Here is an 18,646-nt window from a genome sequence, read left to right as displayed (position 1 = left end):
CGCCCTTAGAGAACCGCTTTCGGGTAGGAGCCCAGCACCTTGAGGGCTACCGCTTCCTGGCTGATTTTCTCCAACACGCCCTTGACCAGCGGATCCCGGTGGTGGCCGACGAAATCGATGAAGAAGACATAGGTCCACTTGCCACTACGCGAAGGTCGGGTTTCGATGCGTGTCAGGTCGATGCCGTTATCGTGGAACGGCACCAACAGCTCATGCAGCGCCCCCGGCTTGTTGCTCATGGAAACGATGATCGAGGTCTTGTCGTCGCCGGTCGGCGGCACTTCCTGGCTACCAATCATCAGGAAGCGCGTGGAGTTGTCCGGGCGATCTTCGATTTTCTCGGCAAGACGGACCAGACCATAAAGGCCTGCCGCCATATCACCGGCAATCGCCGCCGAGTTCCACTCACCCTTGACCCGCTTGGCCGCCTCGGCGTTGCTGGACACCGCCACGCGCTCGACATTCGGGTAGTGAGCGTCCAGCCACTTGCGGCACTGGGCCAGGGACTGGGCATGGGAGTAGATGCGGGTGATGCTGTCGGTCTTGGTATTCTCGCCCACCAGCAGATGATGGTGAATACGCAGCTCGACTTCGCCACAGATCACCATGTCGTGCTCGAGGAAACTGTCGAGGGTGTGGTTGACCGCACCCTCGGTCGAGTTTTCCACCGGCACCACGCCGAAGTTCACCGCACCGGCAGCGACCTCGCGGAACACCTCGTCGATGGCTGCCATCGGCTTGCTGATCACCGCATGACCGAAGTGCTTCATTGCCGCGGCCTGGGTGAAGGTACCCTCAGGCCCCAGATAAGCCACTTTCAGCGGCTGCTCCAGCGCCAGGCAGGAAGACATGATTTCGCGGAACAAGCGCGCCATGTCCTCACTGCCCAACGGCCCCTGGTTACGCTCCATCACGCGCTTGAGCACCTGGGCTTCACGCTCGGGGCGATAGAAAACCGGCACTTCGCCTTCAGCCAGCGAGGCCATCTTCACCCGCGCGACTTCCTGGGCACAGCGCGCACGCTCACTGATCAGTTCGAGAATCTTTTCATCGAGACTGTCGATGCGCAGACGCAGCGCCTTGAGTTCCTGTTCAGCCATATCAGCCGTGCTCCTTCTCGAATTCCGCCATGTAGGCCACCAGCGCGTTGACCGCATCGAGGCCCACGGCGTTATAGATGGAGGCACGCATGCCGCCCACGGAACGATGCCCCTTGAGGTTCAGCAGGCCACGCGCCTCGGCGCCCACCAGGAACGGTTTGTCCAGGCGATCATCAGCCAGGCGGAACGGCACGTTCATCCACGAGCGGTTGCTCTGGTTGACCGGGTTGCTGTACAGGCCGCTGGCATCGATGAAGTCATACAGCGTGCGCTGCTTGAGGTCGTTGACCTTGCCGATGGCCTCGACACCGCCCTGCTCCTTGAGCCACTGGAACACCAGACCGGAAAGGTACCAGGCCAGGGTCGGCGGGGTGTTGTACATCGAACCGTTATCGGCCGCGACCTTGTAGTCGAGCATGGTCGGGCAAATCGAGCGGGCACGACCCAGCAGGTCTTCGCGAATGATGTTGACGACGATACCGCTCGGGCCGATGTTCTTTTGCGCACCGGCGTAGATCATGCCGAACCGGGAAACGTCGACCGCACGCGAGAGGATGTTCGAGGACATGTCGGTCACCAGCGGTACGTCGCCGGCTTCCGGAATCCAGTCGAACTCCAGACCACCGATGGTCTCGTTCGAGACATAGTGGACATAAGCCGCGTCTTTCGACAGCTTCCATTCGTTCTGACCCGGAATGGCGAAATAGTCGTAGGGCTTGGCGCTGGCGGCGACATTGACGTTACCGAAACGCGAAGCTTCCTCGATGGCTTTCTTCGACCAGATACCGGTCTCGATGTAGTCGGCCTTGCCACTCTCCGGCAGCAGGTTCAACGCCACCTGGGCAAACTGCTGGCTGGCACCGCCCTGCAGAAACAGCACTTTGTAGTTGGAGGGGATATCCAGCAGATCGCGCAGATCCTGCTCGGCCTGCTCGGCGATGGAGACGAATTCATCGCTGCGATGGCTCATTTCCATGACCGACAGTCCCTTGCCGTGCCAATCCAGCAACTCCGACTGGGCACGCAACAGGACAGCTTCAGGCAGCGCAGCAGGACCTGCGCAGAAGTTATAGGCTCGTTTGCTCACATCCACTCTCGCTATGCTTGAAGATATACACGCCGCCAGGCCTGCCCGGCACCCCGCAGGAACGCATCGCCGAGAACAGGAGAATCTCGATACTCCTGACACGACGAAGCGGCCCGACAACGACCGCTCCACGTTCGATCACAACCCACCGTACAACGATCGGCCGCCCTACAGTAGCTACAACGTCAGGCGCAGGCGTTTAATTAATCCTGCTGTTCAACTTCATCGGCCGCATCGTTCGACGATGAATCGCCGACGACACCGTCGATAGGCATTTCGCCATCGAACTCGCCGCCCACGACACCTTCCAACTCTTCACCCTCGACCTCCGAAGGCTCCTGGACCCGCTCCAGACCCACCAGCGTCTCGTCGGTGACCAGCTTGATCAGGGTCACGCCCTGGGTATTACGACCCAGACTGGAAACTTCGTCGACACGGGTACGAACCAGGGTGCCCTGGTCGGAAATCAGCATGATTTCCTCGCCTTCCTGCACCTGGATCGCACCGATCAGTTGGCCGTTGCGGTCCTTGGTGACCATGGCGATCACGCCCTGGCCGCCGCGCCCACGGCGTGGGAACTTGCTCAGCGGCGTACGCTTGCCAAAACCACGCTCGGAGGCGGTGAGAATCTGTGCGCCCGATTCAGGGATCAGCATGGAAATCAGCTTCTGCCCCTTGCCGATACGCATGCCGCGGATACCACGGGCACCACGACCCATTTCGCGAACCACGCTTTCGGCGAAACGAATCACCTTGCCGGCATTGGAGAACAGCATGACTTCCTTGGCACCGTCGGTGATCGCAGCGGCGATCAGGGTGTCGCCTTCCTTCAGTTTCAGGGCGATCAGGCCACTGGTACGCGGACGACTGAACTGGGCCAGCGGGGTTTTCTTGACCGTACCGAAAGCGGTAGCCATGAAGATATAGGCACCGGTCGGCTCAGCCACCAGCTCGGGAGTATCACCCTCGACCTCTTCGGCGCTGTCGACAGCCTCATCGGCTTCGATCACTTCGCCTTCGATCACCGAATCATCGGCATCGTCCAGTTCATCATCGGCACCGGCACTCTGCTGCAGAGCCTCCAGGTCGATCTGCAGCATGGTGGTGATGTATTCACCCTCATCCAGCGGCAGCAGGTTGACCAGCGGACGACCGCGCGCAGCACGGGACGCCTCGGGAATTTCGTAGGTCTTGAGCCAGTAGACCTTGCCCTTGCTGGAGAACAGCAGGAGCGTGGCATGGCTGTTGGCAACCAGCAGGTGGGAGATGTAGTCCTCATCCTTGACGCCGGTCGCCGACTTGCCTTTACCACCACGGCGCTGGGCCTGATAAGCCGAGAGCGGCTGGGTCTTGGCGTAGCCGCTGTGGGAAATGGTCACCACGCGCTCTTCTTCCGGGATCATGTCGCCCAGGGTCAGGTCGAGGCGCGCATCGAGGATCTCGGTACGACGTGCATCGCCGTACTCGGCGCGGATCACTTCCAGTTCTTCGCGAATCACTTCCATCAGACGCGTGGAGCTGTTGAGGATACGGATCAGCTCGCCGATCTGATTGAGAATCTCCTGGTACTCGGCCAGCAGCTTCTCGTGCTCCAGGCCAGTCAGGCGGTGCAGGCGCAGTTCCAGAATGGCTTGTGCCTGTTCCGGCGAAAGGAAGTACTTGCCGTCACGCAGGCCGTATTGCGGATCGAGGTTTTCCGGACGGCAGGAGTCTGCCCCGGCACGCTCGACCATGGTCATCACCGCGCTGGATTCCCAAGGCGTGCTGATCAACGCTTCCTTGGCTTCCGACGGGGTTGGCGACGCCTTGATCAGGGCAATCACCGGGTCGATGTTCGACAGGGCAACAGCCTGGCCTTCGAGGATATGACCGCGCTCGCGGGCCTTGCGCAGCTCGAACACGGTACGCCGGGTCACGACTTCGCGACGGTGACGGACGAAGGCCTCCAGCAGGTCCTTGAGGTTCAGGATCCGCGGGCGACCGTCGATCAGCGCAACGATGTTGATACCGAACACGCTCTGCAACTGGGTCTGTGCATAGAGGTTGTTGAGGATCACCTCAGGCACTTCGCCACGACGCAGCTCGATCACTACGCGCATACCATCCTTGTCGGACTCGTCACGCAGCTCGGTGATGCCTTCAAGCTTCTTCTCTTTCACCAGCTCGGCGATCTTCTCGATCAGGCGAGCCTTGTTCAGCTGGTACGGCAGTTCGGTGATGACGATCTGCTGGCGACCACCGACCTTGTCGATATCCTCGACAGTCGAGCGGGCACGCATGTAGATGCGCCCGCGCCCGGTGCGATAGGCCTCGATGATCCCGGCGCGGCCGTTGATGATCGCTGCGGTCGGGAAATCCGGCCCCGGAATGAACTGCATCAGTTCGTCGACGGTCAGCTCGGGGTTGTCGATCAGCGCCAGGCAACCGTCGATCACTTCACCGAGGTTGTGCGGCGGAATGTTGGTCGCCATGCCCACGGCAATACCGCTGGAGCCGTTGACCAGCAGGTTGGGAATGCGCGTCGGCATGACCGCCGGGATCTGCTCGGTGCCGTCATAGTTCGGCACCCAGTCCACGGTTTCCTTGTGCAGGTCGGCCAGCAGCTCGTGTGCCAGCTTGGTCATGCGCACTTCGGTGTATCGCATGGCCGCAGCGTTGTCGCCGTCGACGGAACCGAAGTTGCCTTGGCCGTCGACCAGCAGGTAGCGCAGGGAGAATGGCTGCGCCATCCGAACGATGGTGTCGTATACAGCGGTGTCACCGTGCGGGTGATATTTACCGATCACGTCACCGACCACACGGGCAGATTTCTTGTACGGTTTGTTCCAGTCGTTACCCAGCTCGCTCATGGCGAACAGGACACGCCGGTGCACGGGCTTCAAGCCATCACGCGCATCGGGCAGTGCCCGCCCGACGATCACGCTCATCGCGTAGTCGAGGTAGGACTGTTTCAGCTCGTCTTCGATATTGACCGGGAGGATTTCTTTGGCCAGTTCGCCCATGAGAAGCCTGATTCCTTTTTCTGGTGAAACTTCGTCACATCCATATGGGACGAACGAAGCTTGTCGCTGCCGACCTGATGCCTGGCAGCGACTTACGACAAATCAACGAGTTATGCCATGAATCTGCGCAGTAAGGGCAGCCGATTCGGGCCGCGCTGGAAACCGCCGGATGTTATCACAATCGCCGCCACGCACCTATCCCCGGATACACAAGGAACCTGACAGGCGACCAATGAAACTCTTCGAGAGCGCATCTGGAGGGGCTTAAAAGCAAAATGCCGCCATTGGCGCCGCAAAAAACCCACCTGGCCAGAAAAAAACCGGATCAGTGCAAACGCTTGCGACACATCAATTGCGTCAGCTTCGCAGCATCGGGCCGTTCGACAATGCCCTTTTCAGTCACGATGACATCGATCAGATCCGCCGGGGTCACGTCGAAAACCGGATTAAAAGCATCGATCCCGACATCGAGCCGCTTGCCGCCGGCATTCAACAACTCGTCGCCATCACGCTCTTCCTGCACGATATCGTCGCCACTGGCCAGATCCAGATCGATGGCCGAACTCGCCGCCACCACCATGAAGCGCACCCCGTGATGCATGGCGCAGACAGCCAGTTGATAGGTGCCGATCCGGCTGGCCACATCGCCATTGGCGGCAATGCGGTCGGCACCGATGACGACCCAGGTCACGCCTTTGGTCTTCATGACCTGGGCAGCGGCGGCATCGGCGCTGACCGTCACCGCAATGCCCTCGCTGGCCAGTGCCCAGGCCGTCAGGCGCGACCCCGGCAGCCAGGGCCGCGTCTCGTCGACATAGACCCGCTCGACCATGCCCTCGACAAAAGCACCACGAATCACGCCGAGCGCGGTACCGAAACCGCCGGAGGCCAACACCCCGGCATCGCATTGGGTGAAGATCGCCTGGGCATTGCCCTGGTGCTTGCGAATCAGTTCGACGCCCAGTTGCGCCATGGTCAGGTTGGCTTCGCGATCGCTTTCATGAATGGCGATGGCCTCGGCCTCCAGCGCCGCCAGCGGATCGGCCGCCTCACGCACCCGCTCCAGTCGTTCACGCATGCGCCCGAGCGCCCACGCCAGGCTCGGCGCACTCGGGCGTGAGGCGCCCAACAGGGCGAAGTCCGCAGTCAGCGCAGTCACCCAGTCACCGCCTGCGGCAAGCCGCACCCGCGCCGCCAGCACTACACCATATGCCGCGCAGATGCCGATGGCCGGCGCACCGCGCACGACCATCGCGCGAATCGCCTCGGCGACTTCCACGACGCTGTCACAGGACAGCCAGCTCTGCTCGAACGGCAGGACGCGCTGATCGAGCAGGCACAAGGTCCCCTGGCGCCAATCGATGGCCTTGACCTTTTCCGCTGCCAACAACCGATTGCGCATGACTCACTCCGCACTCAAGGAAACAAAAGCCACCGATTATAGCGATCCCCCCGCCTGGACGCTCGGGTATACTTCACCGTCTTATCTGCATGAAGCCTGGAAGCCGTCCTCGATGCCAAACATCGCCGCCCCGCTCGACTTGCTGTTGTTGCCCACCTGGCTGGTGCCTGTCGAGCCCGCCGGCGTGATCTTCAAGGAGCATGGACTGGGCATTCGTGACGGACGTATCGCCTTTATCGGCCCCCGGACCGAGGCCTTGAAACTCAAGGCCGGCGAGGTCCGCGAATTGCCGGGGACGCTGCTCGCCCCCGGCCTGGTCAACGCCCATGGCCATGCCGCCATGACCCTGTTTCGCGGCCTGGCCGATGACCTGCCGCTGATGACCTGGCTGGAAAAACACATCTGGCCGGCCGAAGGCAAATGGGTCAACGAGGACTTCGTCCGTGACGGCACCGACCTGGCCATCGCCGAGCAGCTCAAGGGCGGCATCAGCTGTTTTGCGGATATGTACTTCTATCCGAAAATCGCCAGCGAGTGCGTGCACGAGAGCGGTATCCGCGCACAGATCGCCATGCCGATCCTCGACTTCCCGATCCCCGGAGCCGCCAACGCCGACGAAGCCTTGCGTCAGGCCATCGAACTGTTCGGCGACCTCAAGCATCACCCCCGGATAAAGATAGCCTTCGGCCCGCATGCTCCGTACACCGTGGGTGACGAAAACCTGGAAAAAATCCGTGTCATCGCCGAAGAACTCGATGCGGCGATCCACATGCACGTGCATGAAACCGCCTTCGAGGTCCAACAGGCGCTCGAGCAGCACGGCGAACGCCCACTGGCCCGCCTGGCCCGGCTTGGCCTGTTGGGGCCACGCCTGCAAGCCGTGCACATGACCCAAATCAGCGATGACGACCTGGCTTTGCTGGTAGAAAGCAACACCAGCGTGATTCACTGCCCGGAATCGAACCTGAAACTGGCCAGCGGCTTCTGCCCAGTAGAGCGTCTGTGGCAGGCCGGCGTCAATGTGGCCATAGGTACCGATGGCGCGGCGAGCAACAATGATCTCGACCTGTTGGGAGAAACCCGTACCGCCGCCCTGCTGGCCAAGGCCGTGGCCGGTTCCGCCAGCGCCCTGGATGCCCATCGCGCCCTGCGCATGGCTACACTGAACGGTGCCCGGGCCCTGGGCCTGGACAGCGAAATCGGCACACTGGAACTGGGCAAGGCCGCGGACATCGTCGCGTTCGACCTGAGCGGCATGGCCCAGCAACCGGTCTACGATCCGATTTCCAGCCTGATCTACGCCGGCGGACGCGACTGCGTGCAACACCTGTGGGTCGGTGGCAAACAACTGCTGGACGACCGGCGCCTGACCCGCCTGGATGAACAACGACTGAGCGCCACGGCCCGGGCCTGGGGCCAGCGCATTGGCGGACACGCCCACTGAATTGATCGTCCCGGACGCCAACCGTCCGGGATGCCCCTGATTTTCAAGCTTTAGAGGATACACCCATGAGCAACGTCGACCACGCCGAAATCGCCAAGTTCGAAGCCCTGGCCCACCGCTGGTGGGACCGTGAGAGCGAGTTCAAGCCGCTGCACGACATCAACCCGCTGCGGGTCAACTGGATCGACGAGCGGGTCAAGCTCGCCGGCAAGAAGGTCCTCGACGTCGGCTGCGGCGGCGGTATCCTCAGCGAAGCCATGGCCCAGCGCGGCGCCACGGTAACGGGAATCGACATGGGTGAAGCACCGCTTGCCGTAGCCCGGCTGCACCAACTGGAATCGGGTGTCGAGGTCGAGTACCGGCAGATCACCGCCGAAGCCCTGGCCGAGGAAATGCCCGAGCAGTTCGATGTGGTCACCTGCCTGGAAATGCTCGAACACGTGCCCGACCCGTCGTCGGTGATCCGCGCCTGCTTCCGCATGGTCAAGCCGGGCGGCCAGGTGTTCTTCTCCACCATCAACCGCAACCCCAAGGCCTATCTGTTCGCCATCATCGGCGCGGAGTACATCATGGGCCTGCTGCCACGCGGTACCCATGACTTCAAGAAGTTCATCCGCCCCTCCGAGCTGGGGGCCTGGAGCCGCGACGCGGGTCTGTCGGTCAAGGACATCATCGGCCTCACCTACAACCCGTTGACCAAGCATTACAAGCTGGCGCCTGACGTGGCCGTGAACTACATGATCCAGACCCTGCGCGAGGAGTAACCCATGCGCTTGAGAGCGGTTCTTTTCGACATGGACGGCACGCTGCTCGATACCGCGCCGGACTTCATCGCCATCTGCCAGGCCATGCTGGCTGATCGCGGGCTGCCGCCGATTGCCGACAAGCTGATCCGCGACGAAATTTCCGGCGGTGCCCGGGCGATGGTCGCGGTGACCTTCATGATGGACCCCGAGTCACCTGGCTTCGAGGCCCTGCGCCAGGAGTTCCTCGAACGCTACCTCAAGGCCTGCGCGGTACACAGCAAACTGTTCGACGGCATGGCCGAACTGCTCGAGGATATCGAGAAGGCGCGACTGATCTGGGGCGTGGTCACCAACAAGCCGCTGCGCTTCGCCGAACCGATCATGCAGCAACTCGGTCTGGCCGAACGCTCGGCGCTGCTGATCTGCCCCGACCACGTCAGCAAAAGCAAGCCGGATCCCGAACCGCTGATTCTCGCCTGCAAGATGCTGGATCTGGATCCGGCCAGCGTCCTGTTCGTTGGCGACGACCTGCGTGATATCGAGTCGGGCCGCGATGCCGGAACCCGCACCGCCGCCGTGCGCTACGGCTACATCCACCCCGACGACAACCCCGATCACTGGGGCGCCGACGTGGTTGTCGACCATCCGCTGGAACTGCGCCGGGTGCTGGATAACGCACTGTGCAGTTGCTGAACAACCCGGCGCTAACAACACAGCAACCTGTAGGAGCCGGGCTTGCCCGCGGATGCGTATTGGAGAACGCCAAAAAGCTTCGCGGGCAAGCCCGGCTCCTACAGGGAATGCGCTGCCGATTGAATCTGTTGAGGTTTAGCCATGTTTGATTACTCCGCCCGCCCCGAACTGCTCAAGGACCGGGTAATTCTGGTCACCGGCGCCGGTCGCGGCATCGGCGCGGCCGCCGCCAAGAGCTATGCCGCCCATGGGGCCACTGTGCTGCTGTTGGGCAAGACCGAAGCCAACCTGACCCAGGTCTACGACGAGATCGAAGCCGCCGGCCACCCACAACCGGCCGTGATTCCGTTCAACCTGGAAACCGCCCTGCCCCACCAGTACGACGAGCTGGCGGCGATGATCGAAAACGAATTCGGCCATCTCGACGGTCTGCTGCACAACGCCTCGATCATCGGCCCGCGCACGCCACTGGAACAGCTCTCGGGGGAAAACTTCATGCGGGTCATGCAGGTCAACGTCAACGCGATGTTCATGCTCACCAGCACCCTGCTGCCGCTGCTCAAGCTGTCCCAGGATGCCTCCGTGATCTTCACCTCCAGTAGTGTTGGCCGCAAAGGCCGCGCCTACTGGGGCGCCTATGGGGTGTCGAAGTTCGCCACCGAAGGCCTGATGCAGACCCTCGCCGATGAACTGGACAACGTCGCCCCTGTACGCGCCAACAGCATCAACCCAGGCGCCACCCGCACCAGCATGCGTGCCCAGGCCTACCCCGGGGAGAACCCGCTGAACAATCCGACACCGGAGGAGATCATGCCGGTCTACCTCTACCTGATGGGCCCGGACAGTAGCGGCATCAACGGTCAGGCCTTCAACGCCCAGTAATTTCCCGCCTCTCGCACCGTGCCGGAATACCGGCACGGCCAGCAAAAAATCTCATAAAGCCACTACGGCAAGTCAAACAATTGCCGCCCCTACGTTCTCTTTCCGCCTTCAAAAAAACAAGCCACTGAATTTTAAAGGTTTTTATTTAAATGAACGGATTGGCATGACTTTCGCTCTAACTTCTTTCAAACACGTTGTGTGAGAGCAATGTGCGCTCCATCGGCCAGGCAGCAAAGCCTGGCCAAGGCGGCTAGACTGAAACCCATGGTCCTACAGGACTGAGGACCAGTACGATGCGCAGCCCAACGTCGCTCTCGCCAGCCTGTAAGATTGCATGCTGCGCCCAGGGGGCCCGTCACCATGAAGACACCGATCCAGACCAACACCATCGATTTCGATAGCGCCAAGTTGCAGCGCCTGGGTTTCGGTCAAGCCCCCTCCCTGTTCCATCGCCCGACCACGCTGACCCAATTGCGCCAGCAGTTGGTGCTGCAATTGCAGACCAGCCTGGAGCCGGAGCGCATCCTCGGCCTGTTCTTTCGTGAAGTTCAACGGCTGGTGCCCCTGCATTCACTGAGCTACAGCCATCAACCCAGCGACCTGCGCCTGGAGTTCGGTCAGCGCGGCCATCATTCGGCGGTCTATAGCCTCAGCCATGAAGGCGAACACATGGGGGAACTGCTGTTTCGCCGTAACCAGCGCTTTACCGAACAGGAGCTGGGCAATCTGGAATCCCTGCTGTCCTGCCTGCTCTATCCGATGCGTAATGCCCTGCTCTATCGCGCCGCGACCCAGAGCGCCCTGCGTGACCCGCTGACCGAAACCGGCAACCGCATCGCCATGGAGCAGACCCTGCAACGGGAAATCGAACTGGCAAGACGCCACAACCAGCCACTGTCGCTGCTGATGCTGGATATCGATCACTTCAAGCGCATCAACGACAGCTACGGCCACAGCGCCGGCGACCAGGTACTCAAGGCCGTGGCTGCGGCGATCAAGGAGCAGTTGCGCAATATCGACATGGTCTTTCGTTACGGCGGAGAGGAATTCCTCGTCGTCTTGTCCAACACTGGCCGCGAAGCGGCGGCCCTGGTCGGTGAGCGTCTGCGCCAAGCCACGCATTCACGGGAATATGCCGCGAACGAGCAGAGCGTCACCCTGACCATGAGCCTGGGCTGCGCCACGCTGCTGGCCGGGGAGTCATTGCAGAGCGTGCTGCGACGCGCCGACAGCGCGCTGTATGTCGCCAAACGCGAAGGTCGCAACCGACTGGCAATGGCGGGATAGTCCGAGGGGGACCGTTCCCGCCCTGTTCTTGCCGACTCAGCTTTCAGCGAATTCCGCTTGGCGCTCACGGGCCACCGGTGCCTTCTCCAACTGCATGCAACGCTCCAGAAACAGGAACATGTAGTCGTAGCTCTTGCAGACGGCCTGGCGCAATTCGGTCTGCAGTGCCTCGCTCGGATTCATCCCAGCCAGGGTGCAGACGATCTCCAGGGCCTCCCAGGGATGAGCGTCGTCATACTGGGCATGCATCTTCAGCCACTTCATCGCCCGCTTGCGCTCTTCCTCGGGGAAAGCGGCGGCATACACGCCGCTCGAACAAACCAGTGCCGACCACTCGCCGGTGGCACCTTCGATGGCATAGTTGGTCGCGGCGACAGCCACCACCAGCGAGTCGGCCGAACTGGTATGCCAGCACCAATGGCTCAAGGCATGCAGCTCGGGAGGAACCTGCTGCGCCTGCAGGTCTTCCAGTGTGACCCCATGGGCACGGCTCCAGTGCACCCAATAGTCAGCATGATTGAGTTCCACGCGAATGTTGCGCATCAGCCAACGCCGCGCCATGTCTTCGCCAGGGTGGCGGGCAAAGCGGGTCTTGGTGAGGTTCTGGGCCATGTACAACGCAAACTGCTCTACCACCGGCCAGCCGCCAATCAGGTACTGACGCATGGTTTTCGCGCTCAGTTTGTTGTCGCGCATCCGCTGGTAAAGTTCGTGTTCGACAACGCGGCGCTTGCTCTCGCTGCAATCGCGGATGAGCTGTTGTGCCCAGGCGGGATAGCTGGTGGCTTCCATAAGCGGGCCGGTTCGGCTGAATGTGTCGATCACTGTTGAGCTCCTTTCCTTTTGAGTGGTGATTGTGCAGACCTGGAAGGGTTTCAGCGGAACGTGCCGGGCGCCTTGAACAACAGCGAATGAGGCCGATCAGGGCGACGCAGCAGGCTGTCGCACGTGAACAGTTGCGGGCGTTCGATCACATAACCCTGGGCGTAGTCGACACCGATCTCCCGCAATGCCTGCTCGATCTGCGGCGTCTCGACAAACTCTGCAATTGTTCTTTTCCCCATCACATGGCCGATGTGGTTGATCACTTCGACCATGGCGCGGTTAATCGGGTCGTCCAGCATATCCTTTACAAAACTTCCATCGATCTTCAGGAAGTCTACAGGCAAATGTTTGAGATAAGCGAATGAAGACATACCCGCACAGAAGTCATCCAGAGAGAAGTGACAACCCAAGCCCTTGAGCTCATTGATAAAACGAATCGCGCTACCGAGATTGGAGATAGCGCTGGTCTCGGTGATTTCGAAACAGATCAGCCTCGGCGAAATACCGTGCAACGCAAATTGTTGGTGGAGGAAACCCAGAAAATCCTCGTCGCCAATGGTGGTGCCTGACAGATTGATCGCACACATGGCCATCGAGGCCTCATGCCCCTGGGCACTACACTCGGCTACCACCTTGAACACATTCTGCACCACCCAGCGATCCAACTGGCTCATCAGGCCATAGCGTTCGGCGGCCGGAATAAAGCTGTCGGGCAAAATCATGCGACCCGCCTCATCATGCAGGCGCAGCAGGATCTCTACGTGTCCCTGCGCATGATCGGTCTGACCCAGCGCGGAAATTTCCTGCGAATACAGACAAAAACGGTTCTCTTCCAGGGCCATGTGCAAACGCTGCACCCAGGCCATTTCACCAAACCGCAGGGACAATTCGGAATCGTCAGCGTGATACACCTGAATCCGATTGCGCCCTTTTTCCTTGGCCATGTAACAGGCCATATCGGCCGCACGCAGGGAGGCTTCGAGGGTCGCAGGCATCTGGTGCAGGTGCACCAGGCCGATGCTGACCGTGGTGACGAAAGGCCGGCCCTTCCAGACAAAGTGCAGATTCTGCACAGTCTGGCGTAATCCTTCCGCGATTTTCTCAGCCGCGTCCGACGGACAATTCTCAAGCAAAATTCCGAATTCATCCCCACCCAGCCGCGCAAGAGTATCGCCCTCACGCAGACCGGACTGCAGCAACGCGCAAATATGACGCAGCAACTCGTCGCCAGCCGCATGCCCGCACGTGTCATTGACCAGCTTGAACTGGTCCAGATCGAGGAACATCAGCACATGCCGCGCGGGCTGATGCGCCAGGTCGTGCAATGCCTGCTCCAGTCGATATTCGAACTCGCGACGGTTGGCCAGCCCGGTCAGGGCATCATGGGTGGCCTGCCAAGAGAGATTGGCGATGTACTGGCGCTCCTGGGTCATGTCATGCAGCACCAGCACCGCGCCACTGACCTGACCGGCATTAAGGATCGGCGCCCCGACCAGGGTTACCGACACCGTGCTGCCGTCAAGCCGCTGAATCAGCTTGGAATGCTCGCTGCCACCGCCCAATTGCCCGGTCAGAATATGCTCGATCAGCGTGAAACCTTCCTCCAGCGCATTTTCGTCGAGCAAGTTGAACAGCGCCGCCAGCGGCAAGCCATAAGCCTGTCCGGCCTTCCAGTGAGTCAGTTGCTCTGCAGCGGGGTTCATGTAGACGATGACGCCATCCACATCGGTGGTGATCACACCGTCGCCGATGGACTCCAGGGTGATCTGCGCCCGCTCCTTTTCCACCTGCAACGCATCGGCAAAGGCATGGCGCTGGGCCAACAGCTTATGGGTGCGCAACAAGGCCAGGACGATCAGCACCAGCGCCGTGGTGACGTTGGTCGCCAGCAGCAGGCGCAGAATCACCCGCGAACCTTCGCCCAGGGCATCGCTGAAGGCCTTCGCCGCCGGCGTCACACCGTCGTTGATGGCAAAGATATGGTTTTTCCATCGCTGGATATCGGCAGCGGTGGCTGCGTTGATGGAAATCGCCTGATGCATCTGCCGGGCGACCTCATCCAGTTGCACAAGATAGCTGTCACCCACCGTCCACTTCTCAATAGCCCGCTCGAGGTAACTGAAATGACGGAAATTCAGGTACAGCCAGATGATGCTGGGAACATCGTCAGGATGATTGCCGCCCTGCAGGATGCCCCGGCGCGCCGCCTCGAGGTCCGGCGTCGGGGCATCCAGGGCAATGCGCAATTCATGCCCACCCTGGGGCACGGCGATGGCCTCCTGGTACTTGAGGAATATCGCCTCGTCACGGCTGTCGGCATAGAGGTTGAGGTAATAGATCGCGTCTTTCTGGGCTTTCGACCAGAGACTCTCGCCGGCCACATAGCCGCGCACCGCCGACAGCACATAGAGGCTGAGACATCCCAGCAAGGCCTGAAACAGGACGACGGCGATAAACGGCCAGACGATGCCCAACAGCCGTGGCGTTCCGAGAGTCTGCTTGCGCTTCATGAGTACCCTTGCACCCGTAGAGCCAGATGAACAGCCGAGAGATTTTCGCCCCTGACAGCAGAGCCTAGGCTAATTTCCACAACCTCGGATGGATCGTTGATCGGTGGGAAATCAATGCATTTGGCCCGTTGCATGTCCCTACGGGGGAAAACTCATTACTTGTAATTAATTCAACGACCAAGCACAGAAAATCAAGTGAAACCCAAGCGCGTCAAATTTTTTGCAAATGCCCGTACAGCTTGGCATAGAGACCGCCGTCGGCAATCAGTTGCTGGTGGTCGCCATCTTCGGCAATTCGGCCACCATCGAAGACGAGCACGCGGTCGGCCTGTTTCACCGCCGATAGCCGATGCGCAATGATCAAGGTGGTACGACCGTTGAGAAAACGGCCAAGCGCCTGGTGCAGGTTGTATTCGGTCGCCGCGTCCAGCGCCGAAGTCGCTTCGTCGAGGATCACCACCTTGGGCTCGGCCAGCACCATCCGTGCGATCGCCAGGCGCTGGCGCTGCCCACCGGACAAACGTACACCGGAGCGTCCGACAATGCTGTCCAGTCCCAGTGGCAGGCCGCGGATGGTGCTGTCCAACTGGGCGATCTCCAGCGCCCGCCAGCAGGCTTCATCGCTACGCTCGCGCCCCATGGTCAGGTTGGCACGCACCGTGTCATTGAACAGGGCCGGATGTTGCAACACCACGGCCACCTGCTCGCGCACGGTTTCCAGGCCGATTTCGGCCTGGGACGCACCGCCAAAACGAATGGTGCCGGCTTGCGGCACATAGAGCCCGAGAAGCAACTGCACCAGGGTACTCTTGCCACCACCACTGGCACCGACGATCGCCACCTTTTCACCCGGCGCGATAGACAGGTCGAGCTGGTCGAGTATCGGCTCATCGGCGTAGGCGAAGCTCAGACCGCGCACCTCGATCCCGACCGTTTCACGCCCGACAAACGGATCGATGCCGCCCGGATACGAGGGCTCATCGGCCCGTGCCAACAACTCGTTGATGCGCCTCAGCGCACCACCCGCAGCGTAATAGGCGTACTGCAGGTTCAACAGTTGCTCGACCGGACCGATCATGAACCACAGGTAACTGAAAACCGCGAGCATCTGGCCGATCGACAGGTCCGAGAACAAGACGGTGAGCATCGCCGCCGCCCGGAAAATATCGATACCGAACTGGAACAGCAACGCGCTGGCCCGGCCCGACGCGTCGCTTTTCCATTGCGAGGCCACGGCATAGTCACGCACCTCCCGCGCCCGCTGACCGAGACGACCGAGGAAAAAGCCCTGGCGATTGCCGGCACGGACCTCCTGGATCGCATCAAGGGTTTCCGTCAGCGCCTGGGTGAATCGCGAGGTGCTGTCGTTCTCCAGCTTCTTCAGGTGTTTGACGCGCTTGCCCAACTGCACCGTGAAATAGATCACCAGCGGGTTGAACAGCAGAATCAGCAGCGCCAGCTGCCAGTGCATCCAGACCAGGATGGCGGAAGTTCCCAGCAACGTCAGTATGGCCACCAGAAACCGGCTGAGGGTTTCGCCGACAAACTTGTCGAGGGTGTCCAGGTCGGTGACCAGGTGCGTAGTCACCGTGCCACTGCCCAGGCTTTCATATTCGCCCAGGGAAATCCGCTTCAGGCGTTCGATCAGGCGGATACGAATACGATAGACGATGTCCTTGGCCAACCCGGCGAACAACCGCGCCTGCAGGACGTTGAACAACAGCGCACCACAACGCAGGCTCAACGTGACCAGCAACATCAGGCCAATGTAGCCGAGCGCCGTCTGCCAGGGGCCAGGCAACAGATGGTTCATTACCTGCAGCGCCGCATCGCCGTGCTTGAGCAGCACCTCGTCGACCAACAGCGGCAGCAGCAACGGGATGGGGACGCTGCACAGGGTTGCCAGTACCGCGACAGCATTGGCGACCCACAGGGTTTTGCGATGCTGCAGCGCCAGGCGACGAATTTCCGCCCAGCTCAGGCGGTCCGGCAAGGAGGCCGCCTCAGGCACAGGCCGCGCGCTCCAGCCAGCGGCCGAGCAACGGCGACAACTCGGAAAGCGGCTGGTAGCCATTGGTCAGCAGTGCCAGTTGCCCGTTACGCTCGGCCAACAGGGTCGGAAAGCCTGCGATTCCCAGGTCCTGAACCCAGGTGAAATCGGCGGCGGTTGCCACATGCTGCTCGGCGGTATCGAAGGCGCCAGCAAACTCGATGCGCGGCAAACCGGCTTTTTCCGCCAATTCCACCAGCACCGAGGCTTGCGTGACATCGCGTCCCTCGACATAAAAAGCCCGCTGGATCAGCCCCACCAGGGTCCATGCACAGTCGGGCGCCAGGCTGCGGGCGGTGACCACCGCCCGACACGCAGGCTCCGTGTCGTAGACAAATCCGTCGGGCAAGGCACCCTCAAGCCGGAACGCCTGGCCGGTGGTCTCGGTGACCGCCTGCCAGTGCTCCAGGATGTAGCGCCGGGTGGTGGGCTCCAGCGCAGCACCGCTGCCGGTGCGCAAGCCGCCCATCACCAGGTGCAGTTCGACACCCGCGGCCTGCGCCTGCTTGACCAGCGCCTCGGCCACCGGCGCAAAGCCCCAGCACCAGGAACACATCGGATCCATCACATAGAGCAGGCGCGCGGACATGGCTCAGGCCTCGGAATCTTGACGGTAGTTATAGCCGATCGGGTGCGGTTGGTTGCGCAACTTGGCCAGTTCGATCTGTTTCTGCCGGTCGATAGCGCTACGGCGCGTCTTCTCGCTCAGCGTGTCCCAACAGTGCGGGCAACTGATGCCCGGCACATAGTGCTCCGATGTACGATCCTCGACGCTGACCGGCGTACGGCAGGCGTGGCATTGATCGTAGTCGCCCTCGGTCAGGTCATGACGAACGGTGACCCGGTTATCGAACACGAAACAGTCGCCACGCCACCGGCTTTGTTCCTGGGGCACTTCCTCAAGGTACTTCAGGATGCCGCCCTTGAGGTGATAAACCTCCTCGAAACCCTCGCCGAGCATGTAGCTCGACGCCTTCTCGCAACGAATGCCGCCGGTGCAGAACATGGCGACCTTCTTGTGCCGCGTCGGGTCGAAGTGGGCCTTGATGTAATCGGGGAACTCGCGAAAGCTGGTGGTTTTCGGGTCGATGGCGCCTTCGAAGGTGCCAATCGAGACTTCATAGTCGTTCCGGGTATCGATCAGCAACACCTCGGGATCGGCGATCAGGGCGTTCCAGTCCTGCGGCTCGACATAGGTGCCGACTTTCTTGTTCGGGTCCACGCCTTCGACACCGAGGGTGACGATTTCCTTCTTCAGCTTGACCTTGGTCCGATAGAACGGCTGCTCGTCGCAGTAGGACTCCTTGTGGTCCAGGTCCACCATGCGTGGATCGTTCTTCAGCCAGGCCAGCAGGCCATCGATGCCTTCGCGACTGCCGGAAACAGTACCGTTGATGCCTTCTTCGGCAATCAGCAGCGTGCCCTTGATACCGTTGGCGAGCATCGCCTGCAGCAGCGGCTCGCGCAGGGCGACGTAATCTTCGAGGGTGACGAACTTGTACAGTGCCGCCACGACGACAGGTTGGGTCATGGGTATTTCTCTCCAGGTGGCTGCCCTCGCAAAGGGCGAACCGGATGCAAAAAAAACGCGCCGACTGAGCGGCGCGTTGCGGATTCT

Annotated in this window: 14 protein-coding genes; 5 read left to right on the top strand and 9 right to left on the bottom strand. The window is 61.1% G+C overall.

All coding sequences use genetic code 11. The annotated features are described in order from the left end of the window. Window positions 1-5: 5 nt before the first annotated feature. From pheA to mtnA, 4 genes are all read right to left on the bottom strand, one after another. Window positions 6-1,100: a prephenate dehydratase gene (gene pheA / locus BLU37_RS16505; protein WP_010449743.1), complete on the bottom strand. Its 1,095-nt coding sequence runs from the start codon at window positions 1,098-1,100 to the stop codon at window positions 6-8. Between the two features lies 1 nt (window position 1,101). After that, complete coding sequence (serC, locus tag BLU37_RS16500) at window positions 1,102-2,187, bottom strand: 3-phosphoserine/phosphohydroxythreonine transaminase (protein WP_090210956.1); 1,086 nt, start codon at window positions 2,185-2,187, stop codon at window positions 1,102-1,104. Between the two features lie 203 nt (window positions 2,188-2,390). Further along, window positions 2,391-5,189: a DNA gyrase subunit A gene (gene gyrA, locus BLU37_RS16495; RefSeq protein ID WP_010449747.1), complete on the bottom strand. Its 2,799-nt coding sequence runs from the start codon at window positions 5,187-5,189 to the stop codon at window positions 2,391-2,393. A gap of 325 nt (window positions 5,190-5,514) precedes the next feature. Beyond that, window positions 5,515-6,591 (bottom strand): S-methyl-5-thioribose-1-phosphate isomerase, encoded by a 1,077-nt coding sequence (mtnA, locus tag BLU37_RS16490; RefSeq protein WP_090206630.1) that lies wholly within the window; start codon window positions 6,589-6,591, stop codon window positions 5,515-5,517. Between the two features lie 112 nt (window positions 6,592-6,703). On the opposite strand from mtnA, the gene BLU37_RS16485 reads away from it, so the two are divergent. The 5 genes from BLU37_RS16485 to BLU37_RS16465 all read left to right on the top strand — a co-directional run bounded on the left by BLU37_RS16485 (window position 6,704) and on the right by BLU37_RS16465 (window position 11,643). Further along, window positions 6,704-8,035, top strand: coding sequence for a TRZ/ATZ family hydrolase (locus BLU37_RS16485; protein WP_090206627.1), 1,332 nt, complete (start codon window positions 6,704-6,706; stop codon window positions 8,033-8,035). Between the two features lie 65 nt (window positions 8,036-8,100). Further along, a complete protein-coding gene (ubiG, locus tag BLU37_RS16480; protein ID WP_090206624.1) occupies window positions 8,101-8,799 on the top strand; it encodes a bifunctional 2-polyprenyl-6-hydroxyphenol methylase/3-demethylubiquinol 3-O-methyltransferase UbiG in 699 nt (232 codons plus the stop codon). Between the two features lie 3 nt (window positions 8,800-8,802). After that, window positions 8,803-9,474 carry an N-acetylmuramic acid 6-phosphate phosphatase MupP gene (gene mupP, locus BLU37_RS16475; protein ID WP_010449754.1) on the top strand — a complete coding sequence of 224 codons (672 nt, stop codon included), beginning with the start codon at window positions 8,803-8,805 and terminating at the stop codon, window positions 9,472-9,474. Between the two features lie 141 nt (window positions 9,475-9,615). Further along, window positions 9,616-10,356 carry a YciK family oxidoreductase gene (locus BLU37_RS16470; protein ID WP_090206621.1) on the top strand — a complete coding sequence of 247 codons (741 nt, stop codon included), beginning with the start codon at window positions 9,616-9,618 and terminating at the stop codon, window positions 10,354-10,356. A gap of 360 nt (window positions 10,357-10,716) precedes the next feature. After that, entirely contained in the window at window positions 10,717-11,643 is a 927-nt protein-coding gene (locus BLU37_RS16465) for a GGDEF domain-containing protein (RefSeq protein ID WP_090206618.1), read from the top strand. 36 nt (window positions 11,644-11,679) lie between these two features. On the opposite strand, the gene BLU37_RS16460 is transcribed toward BLU37_RS16465, so the two are convergent. The 5 genes from BLU37_RS16460 to trhO form a co-directional block, all read right to left on the bottom strand. Continuing rightward, window positions 11,680-12,435 (bottom strand): TenA family transcriptional regulator, encoded by a 756-nt coding sequence (locus BLU37_RS16460; protein ID WP_397459802.1) that lies wholly within the window; start codon window positions 12,433-12,435, stop codon window positions 11,680-11,682. Between the two features lie 83 nt (window positions 12,436-12,518). Next, the gene (locus BLU37_RS16455) at window positions 12,519-14,978 is read right to left on the bottom strand and encodes an EAL domain-containing protein (protein ID WP_090206616.1); all 2,460 of its coding nucleotides are present in this window, start codon (window positions 14,976-14,978) and stop codon (window positions 12,519-12,521) included. A gap of 211 nt (window positions 14,979-15,189) precedes the next feature. Continuing rightward, window positions 15,190-16,989, bottom strand: a complete 1,800-nt coding sequence (locus BLU37_RS16450; RefSeq protein ID WP_090206613.1) for an ABC transporter ATP-binding protein — start codon at window positions 16,987-16,989, stop codon at window positions 15,190-15,192. Then, complete coding sequence (locus BLU37_RS16445; protein WP_172833115.1) at window positions 16,982-17,584, bottom strand: DsbA family protein; 603 nt, start codon at window positions 17,582-17,584, stop codon at window positions 16,982-16,984. The genes BLU37_RS16450 and BLU37_RS16445 overlap by 8 nt, the downstream gene beginning before the upstream one ends. Before the next feature lie 36 nt (window positions 17,585-17,620). After that, window positions 17,621-18,559 (bottom strand): oxygen-dependent tRNA uridine(34) hydroxylase TrhO, encoded by a 939-nt coding sequence (trhO, locus tag BLU37_RS16440; RefSeq protein WP_090206606.1) that lies wholly within the window; start codon window positions 18,557-18,559, stop codon window positions 17,621-17,623. Window positions 18,560-18,646 lie beyond the last annotated feature (87 nt).

Source organism: Pseudomonas asplenii (assembly GCF_900105475.1).
Classification (GTDB): Bacteria; Pseudomonadota; Gammaproteobacteria; order Pseudomonadales; family Pseudomonadaceae; genus Aquipseudomonas; species Aquipseudomonas asplenii.
Note: the sequence above shows the minus strand (reverse complement) of the source record. Positions and strands in the feature narration are given on the sequence as shown.

Bases quoted from the DNA above. Each gene is read 5' to 3' on its own strand.
- gyrA (WP_010449747.1), bottom strand. From the start codon at position 5,189: ATGGGCGAACTGGCCAAAGAAATCCTCCCGGTCAATATCGAAGACGAG.
- BLU37_RS16465 (WP_090206618.1), top strand. From the start codon at position 10,717: ATGAAGACACCGATCCAGACCAACACCATCGATTTCGATAGCGCCAAG.
- BLU37_RS16455 (WP_090206616.1), bottom strand. From the start codon at position 14,978: ATGAAGCGCAAGCAGACTCTCGGAACGCCACGGCTGTTGGGCATCGTC.
- BLU37_RS16470 (WP_090206621.1), top strand. From the start codon at position 9,616: ATGTTTGATTACTCCGCCCGCCCCGAACTGCTCAAGGACCGGGTAATT.
- BLU37_RS16460 (WP_397459802.1), bottom strand. From the start codon at position 12,435: ATGGAAGCCACCAGCTATCCCGCCTGGGCACAACAGCTCATCCGCGAT.
- trhO (WP_090206606.1), bottom strand. From the start codon at position 18,559: ATGACCCAACCTGTCGTCGTGGCGGCACTGTACAAGTTCGTCACCCTC.
- mtnA (WP_090206630.1), bottom strand. From the start codon at position 6,591: ATGCGCAATCGGTTGTTGGCAGCGGAAAAGGTCAAGGCCATCGATTGG.
- BLU37_RS16485 (WP_090206627.1), top strand. From the start codon at position 6,704: ATGCCAAACATCGCCGCCCCGCTCGACTTGCTGTTGTTGCCCACCTGG.
- BLU37_RS16445 (WP_172833115.1), bottom strand. From the start codon at position 17,584: ATGTGTTCCTGGTGCTGGGGCTTTGCGCCGGTGGCCGAGGCGCTGGTC.
- mupP (WP_010449754.1), top strand. From the start codon at position 8,803: ATGCGCTTGAGAGCGGTTCTTTTCGACATGGACGGCACGCTGCTCGAT.
- ubiG (WP_090206624.1), top strand. From the start codon at position 8,101: ATGAGCAACGTCGACCACGCCGAAATCGCCAAGTTCGAAGCCCTGGCC.
- pheA (WP_010449743.1), bottom strand. From the start codon at position 1,100: ATGGCTGAACAGGAACTCAAGGCGCTGCGTCTGCGCATCGACAGTCTC.